The organism is Glutamicibacter sp. HZAU, from assembly GCF_004100365.1.
Classification (GTDB): domain Bacteria; phylum Actinomycetota; class Actinomycetes; order Actinomycetales; family Micrococcaceae; genus Glutamicibacter; species Glutamicibacter nicotianae.
Window position 1 is genome coordinate 507,810 of sequence record NZ_SCKZ01000001.1, and the last position, 13,176, is coordinate 520,985.

General features: G+C 63.2%; 10 protein-coding genes and 1 pseudogene. 6 read left to right on the top strand and 5 right to left on the bottom strand.

Annotated features, from left to right (window positions below; genetic code table 11):
• Positions 1-168: 168 nt before the first annotated feature.
• From EKH49_RS02360 to EKH49_RS02380, 4 genes are all read left to right on the top strand, one after another.
• Positions 169-1,086 (top strand): LLM class flavin-dependent oxidoreductase, encoded by a 918-nt coding sequence (locus EKH49_RS02360; RefSeq protein ID WP_128469528.1) that lies wholly within the window; start codon positions 169-171, stop codon positions 1,084-1,086.
• 767 nt (positions 1,087-1,853) lie between these two features.
• Positions 1,854-2,996, top strand: coding sequence for an FtsX-like permease family protein (locus EKH49_RS02370; protein WP_128469529.1), 1,143 nt, complete (start codon positions 1,854-1,856; stop codon positions 2,994-2,996).
• Positions 2,993-3,703: an ABC transporter ATP-binding protein gene (locus tag EKH49_RS02375; protein WP_128469530.1), complete on the top strand. Its 711-nt coding sequence runs from the start codon at positions 2,993-2,995 to the stop codon at positions 3,701-3,703. Before EKH49_RS02370 ends, EKH49_RS02375 begins: the two co-directional genes overlap by 4 nt.
• A 96-nt stretch (positions 3,704-3,799) precedes the next feature.
• Positions 3,800-4,369, top strand: coding sequence for a TetR/AcrR family transcriptional regulator (locus EKH49_RS02380; RefSeq protein WP_128469531.1), 570 nt, complete (start codon positions 3,800-3,802; stop codon positions 4,367-4,369).
• 132 nt (positions 4,370-4,501) lie between these two features.
• Here the strand turns inward: EKH49_RS02380 and EKH49_RS02385 are convergent, their stop codons facing one another.
• Together EKH49_RS02385 and EKH49_RS02390 are read right to left on the bottom strand one after the other, a co-directional pair.
• The gene (locus tag EKH49_RS02385) at positions 4,502-5,284 is read right to left on the bottom strand and encodes a glucose 1-dehydrogenase (protein WP_128469532.1); all 783 of its coding nucleotides are present in this window, start codon (positions 5,282-5,284) and stop codon (positions 4,502-4,504) included.
• A gap of 134 nt (positions 5,285-5,418) precedes the next feature.
• A pseudogene (locus EKH49_RS02390) lies at positions 5,419-6,111 on the bottom strand (amidohydrolase family protein); the annotation flags it as partial.
• A 536-nt stretch (positions 6,112-6,647) separates the two neighbouring features.
• Between EKH49_RS02390 and EKH49_RS02395 the strand changes: the two are divergent.
• Positions 6,648-7,697 carry a YeiH family protein gene (locus EKH49_RS02395; protein WP_128469533.1) on the top strand — a complete coding sequence of 350 codons (1,050 nt, stop codon included), beginning with the start codon at positions 6,648-6,650 and terminating at the stop codon, positions 7,695-7,697.
• Between the two features lie 152 nt (positions 7,698-7,849).
• On the opposite strand, the gene purU is transcribed toward EKH49_RS02395, so the two are convergent.
• On the bottom strand, positions 7,850-8,722 hold the full coding sequence (gene purU / locus EKH49_RS02400) for a formyltetrahydrofolate deformylase (RefSeq protein WP_128469596.1): 873 nt from the start codon (positions 8,720-8,722) through the stop codon (positions 7,850-7,852).
• A gap of 438 nt (positions 8,723-9,160) precedes the next feature.
• Here purU and EKH49_RS02405 point away from each other — a divergent pair, with 438 nt between their 5' ends.
• Entirely contained in the window at positions 9,161-9,829 is a 669-nt protein-coding gene (locus EKH49_RS02405) for a GntR family transcriptional regulator (RefSeq protein ID WP_128469534.1), read from the top strand.
• A 27-nt stretch (positions 9,830-9,856) separates the two neighbouring features.
• Here EKH49_RS02405 and EKH49_RS02410 read toward each other — a convergent pair whose 3' ends face one another.
• Both EKH49_RS02410 and fdhA read right to left on the bottom strand, forming a co-directional pair.
• Complete coding sequence (locus EKH49_RS02410) at positions 9,857-11,746, bottom strand: BCCT family transporter (RefSeq protein ID WP_128469535.1); 1,890 nt, start codon at positions 11,744-11,746, stop codon at positions 9,857-9,859.
• Between the two features lie 201 nt (positions 11,747-11,947).
• Positions 11,948-13,162: a formaldehyde dehydrogenase, glutathione-independent gene (gene fdhA / locus EKH49_RS02415; RefSeq protein ID WP_128469536.1), complete on the bottom strand. Its 1,215-nt coding sequence runs from the start codon at positions 13,160-13,162 to the stop codon at positions 11,948-11,950.
• Positions 13,163-13,176 lie beyond the last annotated feature (14 nt).

Below are 13,176 nucleotides of genomic sequence, written 5' to 3' on the forward strand. Positions count from 1 at the left end.
CCGCCTCTAGGTGGAGACTTGCATCGCCAGCATCGCACGGGTCCCGCGTCGTGGATGCCTTGGGACCCGGTGCAAGCGGGTAAACTCGCCCACGGATCCCCGCCATTGAAAGGACTTGATGATGCAGCTGCAGTTTGCCCCTGATAATCGCATAGCAGGGCTGCCGTCATGAGACTTTCCATCCTTGATCAGGTTCCGCTCACTGAGCATGCCACTACTGTGAGAGATGCCTTGTCCAGCGGCCTGCAATTGGCGCAGGATGCCGAAGCACTGGGCTACCATCGCATCTGGTTTGCCGAGCACCACCATTCCAAGTCCTTCGCCAGCGCCGCTCCGGAAATGATGACCGCACTGGCGTTGGAACGTACCTCCCGCATCCGGGTTGGCACCGGAGCCATCCTCTTGCCCTACTACCAGGCGCAGAAGGTCATCGAAGCCATGGGCCTGCTGGCCGCTGTGCACCCGGACCGGGTGGATATCGGCGTGGGCCGCGCTGCGCTATCCGACCCGTACTACGCGCAGAAGATCACCGCGCTCGTGCAAGACCTCGATGCAGTCCACGAAGCCTCGGGCACTGAGCCGGCAGGCCGGGTCTGGGTGCTGGGCGCTGGCGGTTCCTCCGCTCCCCTGCCCGGAACGCTCGGCGCTGGCTACGTGCACGGCCACTTCCTGCGACCTGCCGGTGGCGAGCCTGCCACCCGCGCCTACCGCGAGGCCGCGGCCAGCGCCGGGCACGCCGCCCATACCGTGCTGGCCGTTCGCTTCGCCACCGCTGACACCGATGAGAAGGCGCAGGCCTTGGCCAACGCGCTCTTGCTGTGGCGTGTGCGCAAGGATCTCGGACACGATGGACCAATCCCCTCGACCGCAACGGCAGCGAACTACGAGTGGAGCGCGCAAGAACGTGCCAGGGCTACGGAACGCAGCCATGCGCTGATCGTGGGCACTCCTGAGAAGGTCCGCGATGAGCTGCTGGCATTGGCGCAGTCCCACGGTGCCGATGAACTGATGCTCAACACCCTGGTCAGCGACCCGGCAGACCGCCTGGAGGCCTACCGGCTGCTCGCCGAGAGCTTCAACGCCTAGTTCTCCGGAGCGCCCTTCTACAACTCCTATACGCTGGACTACTGCTGCTTGAGCACGAAAGTGTTCAGGTCATCGAGTGCTTGCTGCATGTGACTGCCCATGGACTGGCGGGGCATGACTAGCGCTTCGCTTCGCGGTTCGCTTCCTGACTCAAGGCCATCACGAAATCATCGATGCCATTGAGTTCAAGTTCGGCAGATCGCCCCGCCTCGATATCCGCCGCGCCGGTGCGAATGGCCTCGCGCGGGGCAGAAAATGTGGGTTCCTGTTCCTGCTGCCGGCATTCAATCAGGCGAAGCCCTTCCCGAAGTACTTCGCTGGCATGTTAATACCTTCCGGCGTACACCAAAACGTTGATCAGAAGATGCTGGTGTTCGGTCAGCACGATATTTAGAGTAGACATGTTCAGCTCCTTGGGATCCTTCCATGCTACGGATAGTTGGCATATTATGCCCTAACCGCTTTACTGCCCGGGATGAACGTCATCATCTGAATCCCGGTAACTTGCTCCGAAGTCCCTGCCGGGCAACCTCTTCTTTGCCGAGTGCACTGACTCGCGAAAAGCACTCTTCCCATATCCCGGAAACAGACGCCCTTGCTGAACGGTGGCCACAAGTGGAATTTGGAGGATCCGCTGGCTTGAGCGCCCAAAGCATTCGATACCACGTCCTTTTGCACTTCCAGAAATCTTCGTGACATACTGTTTGCATCATGCCGACACCCTGTCGGCAACTTTTCTGATTCCATATCGTGAAGGTCCACCAAACATGTTTCTCGCACTTAGGGAGCTGGCTTTTGCCAAGGGGCGTTTCAGCCTCATGGGCGCAGTCATTGCACTCATCGCCGTGCTTACGGTCATCCTCTCAGGCTTGTCCTCCGGACTAGTCAATGACGGTGTCTCCGGACTGAAGGCTCTGCCGGTAACGGCTTTCGCCTTCGACGAAGGCACCAAGACAGACAATGCATTCTCTCGCTCGGTCGTTGACCAGGAGCAACTCGAAACGTGGGCCGAACAGCCCGGCGTCGCAGAAGCAGCCCCGATGGGGACCTCGATCATGAATGCCGTGATCGATGAAGGCACGCAAGTTGACGTCACGCTTTTCGCTATCGAGCCTGGCTCCTTCCTGGCTCCCGAGATTTCCGAGGGCAAAAACCTGGGTGCGCTCGATGGACTGGTGGTCTCCGAAACCATGCGCGAAGAGGGCGTGGAAATCGGCACCGTGCTGACCCTGGACCGCATCGGCACTGAACTCAAGGTCGTCGGCTTCACCGACGGTCAGGCAACGTTCGGCCACGTCAACGTTGCCTATGTGCCACTGACCACCTGGCGCATGATCGCTGCAGGCATTGCCCCCGAGGGCGTTCCCACCGCGGAAGACGCCAAGGGCATGGACTTCAACTACAGCAGTGTCGTAGCGCTGCAGGCCGTCGATGGCACCACCCTCGACTTGGCTGCTGGCGATGCCGCAGCGACCACCACCAGCATGACGTTGCAGGAATCCTTCAACGCATCGCCTGGCTACCAAGCCGAGACCATGACCCTGGACATGATCCAAGTCTTCCTCTACGGCATCTGCGCAATGGTGGTCGGGGCATTCTTCTCGGTGTGGACCATCCAGCGCAAGCAGGAAATCGCAGTCCTTCGCGCCATCGGCGCACCGGTGCGCTACCTGTTGCGCGATGGCATGAGCCAGGCCGCCCTGCTGTTACTGCTCTTCACCGCCGCCGGGCTTGGCCTTGGCGTTGCCATGGGCCTGGCCATGCCTGCAGGCATGCCATTCGACCTGGAAGGCGGCCCCATTGCGATTGCCGCCGCGCTGACCGTAATGCTGGGCCTGATCGGTGCCGCGATCTCGATCATCCGCATCGCACGCGTTGACCCGCTAATTGCATTGGGAGGAAACCGATGAGCCAGTTGAGCATCACTGAAGAAACGTCCGCCAGCCAGCTCAGCGAGGGCCTCGTGCTAAGCGACGTCAGCTTGGAATTGGGTGACGGTGAGCAGCGCGTCCGCGTGCTGGACCACGTCAATCTGCATGTCGCGAACGGTGAATTCGCAGCGGTTGTCGGCCCATCGGGTTCCGGCAAGTCCTCGCTGCTGGCCGTAGCAGGCGCGCTTTCCTTGCCCGATTCCGGTTCGGTGAAACTGGGCGGCCGCGAGCTGATCACCGCCACCAAACGCCAGCGCGCGAAGTACCGCCTGAAGGACGTGGGGTTCGTGTTCCAATCAGGCAATCTGATCCCGTCGTTGACCGCAGCAGATCAGCTGCGCATGGTCAATCGCCTGGCCAAGGGTCCGCGCAATTTCGACCCAATGCCGCTGCTGGCAGCGGTAGGCATGGAGCACCGGGCCAAGCATCGCCCGGGCCAGCTCTCCGGTGGCGAGCGCCAGCGCGTGGGCATTGCCCGAGCAATGGTCACCAAGCCAGCAGTAATGCTGCTCGACGAGCCCACCGCCGCCCTGGACAGTGCACGCAGTCGCGAGGTGGTGGAGCTGCTGGCCCAGCGCGCCCGCGAGATGGGCATAGCCACCGTCATGGTTACCCACGACAGGGAAATGCTGGACTTGTGCGATACCGTCTACGGAATGAACGACGGAGCACTCTCCTCCCAGTAAAATAGGGCAATATGCAGGCGGCGGGCCTCGCGATTCCGCCGCCGTATGCTCTAGATCCAGTGGCCGGAGCCGGCAGGAACAGAAGACAGGTGGAACGTGCCTCGCATTAACGCCCCTACGGTGGCAGAGCATCGCCGGCAGCAGATGCAATCCATCATGGACGCGACTTTCGATTTGCTGCATGAAACAGCGCAAGCCCCCACGCTGGCCCAGGTTGCGCGTCAAGCAGGCATGTCCCGGACTGCCATTTACCAGTACTTCAAGTCGCCGCAGGAGCTTTTGCAGGCCGCCGCACGGGAAGTATATCCGCGCTGGATCGCCCGCGTACGTGAAGCGGTGGACAGTGCATCCAGCCCTCGGGAAGCGGTCTTGGCATACGCCATCGCCTGCATCGACCAGGTGGCCGAGGGTGGGCATGCAGTAGGCACCGCGCTCGCCTCCCTGGCGCCCGAAGAACCGCTGGATGAGCAAGCCGAGCAAATGCACGCCTCAGCGCGCCTGCCTTTGACTGAATCATTGGAAAAACTGGGCGTGGATGACCCTGAAGCCATTGCCGAACTGGTCACTTCGGTGATCCACGCTGCCGGACAGATGGTCGACAACGGCACCTCGCGCGACGAAGCGCACCAGCATCTACAGGTCATGCTTGGGCACCTCGGCCGCTAGCTAGCCGGATTGGCAAATAAAATGGCCGCGGCGAGCAGTCCGTTAGGACCACCGCCGCGGCCGCCGTCTTATCTAGACAGAATTACCGGTCGGTTGTTCTGCAATTCGGATTCATCCGGAACCGTTTGATGACTAGTACTTGTAGGATTGTCCGCCGTCAATCGGGATCACCGCAGCGTTGATGAAGCCTGAATCCCCGGAAAGCAAGAACGCTACCAGCTTGGCAACTTCTTCAGGCTTGCCGAAGCGCTTCATCGGGTTGGGCTCGACAAAGGCCTGGCCCACAGCTTCCCAGTTCTCCGGATCAATCTGCTTGAGCGATCCTTCAACCATGGGAGTCATGATGGCACCTGGTGCGATCGCATTGATTTGCACTCCGTACTGGCCGTACTCGATGGCCGAGTTGCGGGTCAGGCCCACGACGCCATGCTTGGACGCTGCGTATCCGGACTGGTTGCCCACGCCGCGGATGCCGCCAACGGAAGCAGTGTTGACGATGGCGCCGGAACCCTGTTCGCGCATCACCTTCAGCACGTGCTGCATGCCGAAGAAGACGCCGTTGAGATTGATGGAGACGACCTTGTTGAATTCTTCTGCGCCGAATTCTTCGGTCAGGTTCTGCTTTCCCTCGATTCCAGCGTTGTTGAAGAATCCGTCGATCCGTCCATACGCGTCCTTGGCTGCATTGACGTAGGCGATGACTTCATCTTCATTTGCGACGTTTGCGATGACAAGCTGGAATTCAGCTTGCGGCAATCCCGCGCGGATCTCGGCCTCGGTTTCCTGCAAGCCCTTTTCGCTCAGGTCAACCAGGGTCAGCTTGGCTCCTTCGGCGGCGAGCTGCTGTGCAGCCGCGCGGCCCAATCCGGAGCCGGCTCCGGTGACGATAACGGACTTTCCTTCAAACCTCTGCATGGCACTCTCCGTCCACTAGTTGAATTCTGGTCGCGTATGCGGCCTTGTCCTTCAATCAGACAACAATTTAGTTGATACGTCAATCTTTTATGCTGAGGGCCAACATCGTCCACAGGAACGGGCCAGAAAATGCACTAGTAGACTTCGCTGACCGACAGCACCTTCAACCCGTCGGCCACCACGCGACCGTCGTGGATGACGGTGCGGTCGGTGCCGCGGTCCATCACGGTGGAGGAAATCGTTTCGCCGTCCACCAGCACCAACTCGGCCCGGTCTCCCGCAGCCAGTCCCGGGCGGTCGGCCACCGAAGCCAAGCGCGGCACCTCACGGTCCATGATCGAAGCGCCGCCCATGGTGGCCACGGCGAGCGCGTGCTCGATCAGCTCGTCCTTGCGGAACCCATTGACGAACGCCAGCTGCCAGGTCCGCTCCAGCAGGTCGCAGTTCCCGTAGGGGCTCCAGTAATCACGTTGCCCGTCCTCGCCCAGACCGAAACGCACCCCTGCCGCAACCAGGTCCACCAGCGGCAAATGGCTGGAGGTGCTTGGCGCCACCGAGGTCAGCGAGATATCCAGCTCGGCGAAGGTCTCGATCAGCCGGCGGCTGGTGGCCTCGCTGACACCGCCCAGCTCGTAGGCATGGGACAGGTTGACCCTTCCCTGCATCCCCAGTGCCCGGGTGCGCTCGGCAATCAGCTCCGTGGAGAACACGGCGAGCGCGCCGGGTTCATGCAGGTGCACGTCGATATCCACCTGGTACTTCTCGGCCAGCCCGAACACCGTATCGAGGTGGCGGACCGGGTCGCGGTCCAGTGCACAGGGCTCGATCCGCCGCTAGCAATCCGCGCCGCGGCTGTTTTCTAGTGCCACGACGGCGACCGCCTGCACGGCCTCATCAACGTCAATCCCTCCGCTCAGACTTTGCTCTAGGAGCCCTCTTCGTCTATTGCATCAACTCCACTTCGGCACTCCAGCGCATTGGCCCAATTTCGCCCGCGAAGTACCAGTACCTGCATCCGCAGAAGACTAAGTGATAGTAAGGCGAATCGTTAACTATCACCTAGGATGCACGAAGCGATGAAGCACAACGACAGCGACGACCGCATTGAGATTCCTGTCCGCTGCTCAGCAAAGCACCACTGGCGCCCGCGGCGAAGGAGAAGTCAGGATTGCGCAAAAAGCGCGTCTGGCAGCATGATCACATCCTGCGCATTCTGGACGACTACGCAGCAACGATTCGACGGGACTCGGTGCACTAAGCCCGGATGCCCATACGACAAGCCTCGGGCCATATGATTGTGATATGACCGTGATAGCCAGACGGGACTCACTGCTCGACGACCAGTCATGGAAGAGTCATTAGCATGCCCCTTGAAGATTCACCGCGAACCCAAATGCCGGCTTCTGCCGAAACCAAGCCGTCTTTGGCGACGCGCGTGGGCGGATTCATGCCCGGCATCATCCTGTGCCTGGCCATGGGCAGCGCGGCACTGGCCGCTGCGAAGCTCATCCCCGGGATGAGCGCGCTGCTGATCGCGATCCTGCTCGGCGCACTATGGCGCAACCTGGTGCCGGTGCCCGCGGTCTTCGAGCAAGGGGTGGCCTTCTCCGCGAAGAAGCTGCTGCGCGCAGGCATCGTGCTGCTGGGATTCCAGCTCTCGCTCGGCGCCATCCTGGCCCTGGGCCCGGGCGTGCTAGCCATCGTAGTGCTCTGCGTTGGCGTGACCTTCCTGGCCACTGTGTGGATTGGCGGGTGCATGGGCATTGAGCTCCCCCAGCGCCTGCTGATCGCCGCCGGGTTCTCCATTTGCGGCGCGGCCGCCGTGGCCGGCGCTGAGGGCGCAACCCGCGCCAAGCAGGACCAGGTAGCGACAGCCATCGGCCTGGTGGTGCTCTTCGGTACCCTGATGATCCCGCTGACCCCGGCGCTGGGCGCGCTGCTGGGCCTGGGCGAAACCAATATCGGCGTGCTGATCGGCACTTCCACCCACGAGGTGGCCCAGGTGGTCGCCGCCGGAGGCACCGTGGGCGCCACCGCGCTGGGCGTGGCCGTGACCGTCAAGCTGGCACGCGTGGTCATGCTCGCCCCGATCATGGCAGGCCTGTCGCTGTACATGAGCCGCAAGCACAACATCGCCGGCGGCAAGCGCCCGCCAATCATCCCGCTATTCGTGGCCATGTTCCTGGTAGCCATGCTGGTCCGCACCACCGGCATCCTGCCCGAAACGCTGCTGCAGCTGGCCTCGACCGGGCAGACCGTGCTGCTGGCCGCCGCGATGTTCGCCCTGGGCCTGGGCGTGCACCTGAAGTCGATCGTGAAGTCAGGTGGCCGCTCGCTGGTGCTGGCCTTGCTGTCCACGCTGGTCATTCTGGTCATCGCCGTGGTCGGCGCGCTGCTCTACCGTCCGCTGTAACGCCAAGATTTCCACGAATCCCCACGACTGCCTCGGCACCGGCATTGTGGAAACGAATCAAACTTCACCGCAAGGGTCCGCGGGAACTCCGGGACGCAGAAAGCCAGCCACGTACCGATGGCAACATGGCTGGCTGTCTGGAACTGCTGCAACTAGCGCAGCACGACGGTGCGCGAGCCGCTGAGGAAGACACGGTCTTCGCAGTGCCAGCGCACCGCGTCGGACAGCGCCTTGCACTCGGTATCGCGGCCGGCGGCCACCAGATGCTCGGGCTCGAAGCTGTGGTCCACTTCCTGGACCCGCTGGGTGATGATCGGCCCCTCGTCCAGCTCCGAATTCACGTAGTGCGCGGTGGCACCCACGGTCTTCACGCCGCGCTCGAACGCCTGGTGGTAGGGCTTGGCGCCCTTGAAGGAGGGCAGGAATGAGTGGTGGATGTTGATGGCCCGGCCGGTGAGCTTGCGGCTGAGGTCATTGGAGAGCACCTGCATGTAGCGGGCGAGGACCACCAGATCCACCTCGAAGCGCTCCACCAGGTCCATCAGCTTGGACTCGGCCTCGGGCTTCGTCTGCGCGGTGACCGGAATATGGAAGAACGGGATCCCGTTCCACTCGACCTGCTGGCGGTGATCGGGGTGGTTGGAGACAACTGCCGCGATCTCCACCGGCAGCTCCCCCATCCGGGCGCGGAACAGCAAGTCGTGAAGGCAGTGGCCGAACTTGGAGACCATCACCACCACGCGCTTCTTCTGGCCCGTCGGGCGCAGCCCCCAGGTAGCCTCGTGCTCTTCGGCAAGCTGGCCGAGGCTCGCTTCGAGCTCCGCGACCTCCGCGGCAATTTCCTTCGACTCGGCGACTTCGAACTCGATGCGCATGAACAGCGTTCCCGAACGCTGGTCATCATGCTGCTTCAGCTCCCGGATATCGCCGTGGTGCTTGAGCAGCAGACCGGTGACCGCATGCACGATGCCCGGGCGCTCGGCGCAGGTGAGGGTCAGGACGTATTTGTTGTTCGGTTCGGTCATCATGCCGCTCCTTGGTTTCGCCGAGATGGCTATAGCTTCGCCATGGCTCGTGTGGTTTTCAGATGATAGGAATACGGTCGCGCAATGCGCCCGCTTGCCCGCGTTGCCCCGCGGAATCCGGGCCGCCAGGCCAGGGGTTTTCCTGCCAGGTATCCGCGCCTTGCACTGTCCTTCAAAGTGGATGCTGGCATGCCCGGCATCCCTCGGACAGTCTCTGATATATCAGTTGCTGATCACAATACTATGTGTGCCCCAGCACAGCGTCAATGACTTTTCCTGCCGTATTTCTGCAGGGTTCCAAACAGGTTTTCAGTTCTGTTGCCGACCGGCGGGGCACAGCGTATTAGGCGCATTTGCGCGGGAAAAGCGCCCAATTCGGAGCCGGGGCGATACTCTTTGTGTGTCGGCAAATGATTTTTGAGCAATGAAGAGAGCGATATGCCAAGGCCCACAGGATTGACCAGCACCGCCACGGAGCAAGGCTCGATGGCCGATCGCGCCTACAACGCACTTCGCGACCGGCTGGTGCTGCTGGAAATCGCGCCGACCCATCCGATCCACGAGCCGCAGCTGGCTGAGGAGCTCGGCGTCGGGCGCACCCCGATGCGCGAAGCACTCAAGCGCTTGGAAACCGACCACCTGGTCGTGTCCTATGCGCGTCGCGGCACCTTCGCCACGGCCGTGGATTTCCACGAGCTGAACTACATCTCCGAGATGCGCCAGGTGCTCGAGCCGCTGGCCGCACGCAATGCGGCGGCCAACAAGGACCCGCTGATCCGCGAGGAGCTGGCCGGCTACCTGCAGCAGATCGATGCCTTGGACCCTACGCTGGACCAGCGTTCGCTGCTGCTGCTCGATGTGCACATCCACCGGCTCATCTACAAGGCCGCGGCCAACAAGCACCTGGAGGAAACCCTGGTGCGCCTGGATAACCTGGTGACCCGGATCTGGTGCCTGGTCATCGACCAGATGCCGCCCATCGCCGAGCACATTTCCGAGCATTCAGCCCTGTTGCGCGCCATCCTCGACGGCGACGCGGAGCTGGCCTCGCGGCTGGTCTCGGAGCACGTGGCCCACTTCGAGCAGGCCCTGCGCCGCGCCCCGTAGCCGACGCTCCGGGACGCGGCCGGCACGCTAGCGTCCGGCACCCTCGGGTTCCAGATCCGCATCGGGGCGCTGGCGGGCTTCGCGCACCTCGGCCTGTTGCCCATCGTCCGCCGGCTCATCCGCAGGTGCTTCCGGCTCTTCTGCTTCGGCTTCCGGCGCCGAGGCTGCGACAATCGAGTTCTCCCTGGTCATCAGGCTGAACTGCTCGCCCTCATGGCGGTCGATCCCGTCGTCCACTGCCTGCTCGAGCACCTCCATGGCCACCTTGCCACGCAGCACCAGGGGGTCACGGCTCAGGTCTTTCCACAGCGCCACGCACAGCAGCAGCATCACCAGCACGAAGGGCAGGGCCGAGACGATGGTGATGTTCTTCAGGCCGTTCAGCGCCTCCGCCGGATGGTCCCCGCCGGCCAGCAGCATCACGGCCGCCACCGCGCCCACCGAAACGCCCCAGAACACCACCGACTTCTTCGAGGGTTCCTCGGCGCCGCGCTCGCTGAGCGCTCCCATCACGATCGAGGCGGAGTCCGCTCCGGTGACGAAGAAGATGGCAATCAGCACTACGGCCAGCCCCATCAACGCGAGGGAGAACCACTCGGGGAACGGCAGTGCGCCCAGCAGCTCGAAGAGCACCGAGTTGAAGTCGATATCCGGTGCCCCGTCCACCATCCTGGCCAGCGCCTGGCCCATGTCCCCGTTGCGCTCGGCTCGTTCCTGCAGGCCGATGGCGCCGCCGCCGAAGATGGCGAACCAGATCAGCGTGACCGTGGAGGGAACCAGCAGCACGCCGGTAACGAACTGGCGGATGCTGCGCCCGCGCGAGATCCGCGCGATGAACAGGCCCACGAACGGGGTCCAGGAAACCCACCAGGCCCAGTAGAAGATGGTCCACGACGAGAGCCAGGTGGCCATTTCGCCATCGCCTGAGGACGCGGTGCGCGATGCCATTTCCGGCAGGTCCGCGATGAAGGAGCCCACGGCGTTGGGGATCACGTTCAGGATGAACAGCGTCGGCCCGCCGATGAAGACGATCAGGGCGAGAATGACGGCCAGCACCATGTTGATATTGGAAAGCCACTGGATGCCGCGCTCAATGCCGGAGACGGCCGAAGCGACAAACAACGCGGTCAGGATCGCGATGATCAGCACCAGGATCCCTGAGCCCACGGACGGCAGGATGCCGGCGGACTGGATGCCGCCGCCGATTTGCAGCGCGCCGAGCCCCAGCGAGCAGGCCGAGCCGAAGAGCGTGGCCAGGATGGCCAGGATGTTGATCGTCTTCCCGCCCCAGCCGTGGACTACTTTTTCGCCGAAGATCGAGGTGAACATCGAGGAGAACAGCTGCGGGCGGCCCAGCCGGAAGCTGCCGTAGGCCATGCCCAGGCCGACAATCGCGTACATCGCCCAGGGGAACAGCGTCCAGTGGAACATCGTGGTGCCCATGGCGGTGCCTACCGCGGCCGAGGTCTGCCCGCCGACGGTTTCCGGCGGCGGGGACATGTAGAAGAACAGCGGTTCGCCCACCCCGTAGAAGACCAGCCCGATGCCCATGCCGGTGGCAAACATCATGGAGATCCAGGAAACCGTGCTGAACTGCGGCTTTTCCCCGTCCTTGCCCAGCGGAATGCGCCCGAAGCTTTTGGCCGCGACCACCAGCACGAAGAGGGTGAAGACGGTCGCGGCGATCACGAAGACCCAGCCGGTATTCGTAATGACCCAGTCCAGGGCTTTGCCTGCCGCGGTTCCCAAACCGGCAGGCGAGGCGAAGCCCCAGGCGATGAAGGCCAGGGCGAGGATTCCGGCGATGCCGAAAACCCAGTAGTCCGTGCCGGAGGACAGATATCTCCTGGGCCGGCGCCGGCGGGCCGAGTGCAGCTCGCTGACCAGATCGTTCACGGGTTGCTCAGTGCGTTTCATTTTGCTTTCCTTCAATAAGGGAAATAAGCGGCTGGCCTGCAGCAGAATGCGGGCACGCCGAATCAGCCGGGGTCCCCGGGGTTGATCGAATGCGGTGGCCGGGGCCGGCGAGTTGGCCGGGCCAATTGGCCGGCCGGAAGTCCGCCGTGCCGGCTAGGAGCAGTTCCTGGCCAGCACGGAGGGCAGCGGATCATCTGGGGATCAGGCGCTGATCAGCCCATGCGGGTCGAGCACGAATTTCTGCGCGGCGCCTTCATCGAAGGCCGCGTAGCCTGCTGGCGCGTCTGCCAGGGCGATGGCCGTGGCGTTGACGTTCTTGGCAATCGACACCTTGTCCGAAAGGATCGCCTGCATCAGCCCGCGATGGTACTTCATGACCGGGCACTGGCCCGTGACGAAGGTGTGGGACTTGGCGAAGCCCAGGCCGAAGCGCATGGACAGCGAACCGACCTTGGCCGCTTCGTCGGTGGCGCCCGGATCCCCGGTGACATACAGCCCCGGGATGCCCAGGCTGCCGCCGGCGCGGGTGATTTCCATCAGCGAATTGAGCACCGTGGCCGGCTGCTCCTTGCCGGCGTCGTGCCCGTGCCCGCGGGCCTCGAAGCCCACCGCGTCGATGCCGCAGTCCACTTCCGGCACGCCCAGGATCTGGGCGATCTGCTCGGCCGGGTCGCCCTGCGAGACATCCACGGTTTCGCAGCCGAAGCTGCGCGCCTGGGCCAGGCGGTCGGCGTTGAGGTCACCGACGATCACGGTGGCCGCGCCGAGCAGCTGGGCCGAGGTGGCCGCGGCCAGGCCCACCGGTCCGGCACCTGCCACATAAACGGTGGAACCCACGGTCACCCCGGCGCCGATGACTCCGTGGTAGCCGGTCGGGAAGATGTCAGAGAGCATGGTCAGGTCGAGGATCTTCTCCATGGCCTGGTCGCGGTCCGGGAATTTCAGCGCATTCCAGTCGGCGTAGGGAACCAGGACGTATTCGGCCTGGCCGCCAACCCAGCCGCCCATGTCAACGTAGCCGTAGGCGGAGCCCGGACGGTCCGGGTTCACGTTCAGACAGATGCCGGTCTGGCCGGTCTTGCAGTTGCGGCAGCGGCCGCAGGAGATGTTGAAGGGCACCGAGACCACGTCGCCGACCTTGAGGAATTCGACGTCACGGCCGACTTCCACGACTTCGCCGGTGATTTCGTGGCCGAGGACCAGGCCCTCGGGTGCGGTGGTGCGGCCACGGACCATGTGCTGGTCGGAGCCGCAGATGTTGGTGGCGATGGTCTTGAGGATCACGCCGTGGTGGACTTGGCGTCCGATGTTGGCCGGGTGGACGCCCGGGCCGTCTTTCAATTCGAACTCCGGGTACGGGGTGTCGATCAGTTCGACCTTGCCCGCTCCTGCATAACTCACTGCTAAGTTGCCCATGCCAGACCTTTCGC

Excerpts from the sequence above, each read along its gene's own strand:
- EKH49_RS02360 (WP_128469528.1), top strand. The coding sequence starts at position 169 with ATGAGACTTTCCATCCTTGATCAGGTTCCGCTCACTGAGCATGCCACT.
- EKH49_RS02370 (WP_128469529.1), top strand. The coding sequence starts at position 1,854 with ATGTTTCTCGCACTTAGGGAGCTGGCTTTTGCCAAGGGGCGTTTCAGC.
- EKH49_RS02375 (WP_128469530.1), top strand. The coding sequence starts at position 2,993 with ATGAGCCAGTTGAGCATCACTGAAGAAACGTCCGCCAGCCAGCTCAGC.
- EKH49_RS02385 (WP_128469532.1), bottom strand. The coding sequence starts at position 5,284 with ATGCAGAGGTTTGAAGGAAAGTCCGTTATCGTCACCGGAGCCGGCTCC.
- EKH49_RS02395 (WP_128469533.1), top strand. The coding sequence starts at position 6,648 with ATGCCCCTTGAAGATTCACCGCGAACCCAAATGCCGGCTTCTGCCGAA.
- purU (WP_128469596.1), bottom strand. The coding sequence starts at position 8,722 with ATGACCGAACCGAACAACAAATACGTCCTGACCCTCACCTGCGCCGAG.
- EKH49_RS02405 (WP_128469534.1), top strand. The coding sequence starts at position 9,161 with ATGCCAAGGCCCACAGGATTGACCAGCACCGCCACGGAGCAAGGCTCG.
- EKH49_RS02410 (WP_128469535.1), bottom strand. The coding sequence starts at position 11,746 with ATGAAACGCACTGAGCAACCCGTGAACGATCTGGTCAGCGAGCTGCAC.
- fdhA (WP_128469536.1), bottom strand. The coding sequence starts at position 13,162 with ATGGGCAACTTAGCAGTGAGTTATGCAGGAGCGGGCAAGGTCGAACTG.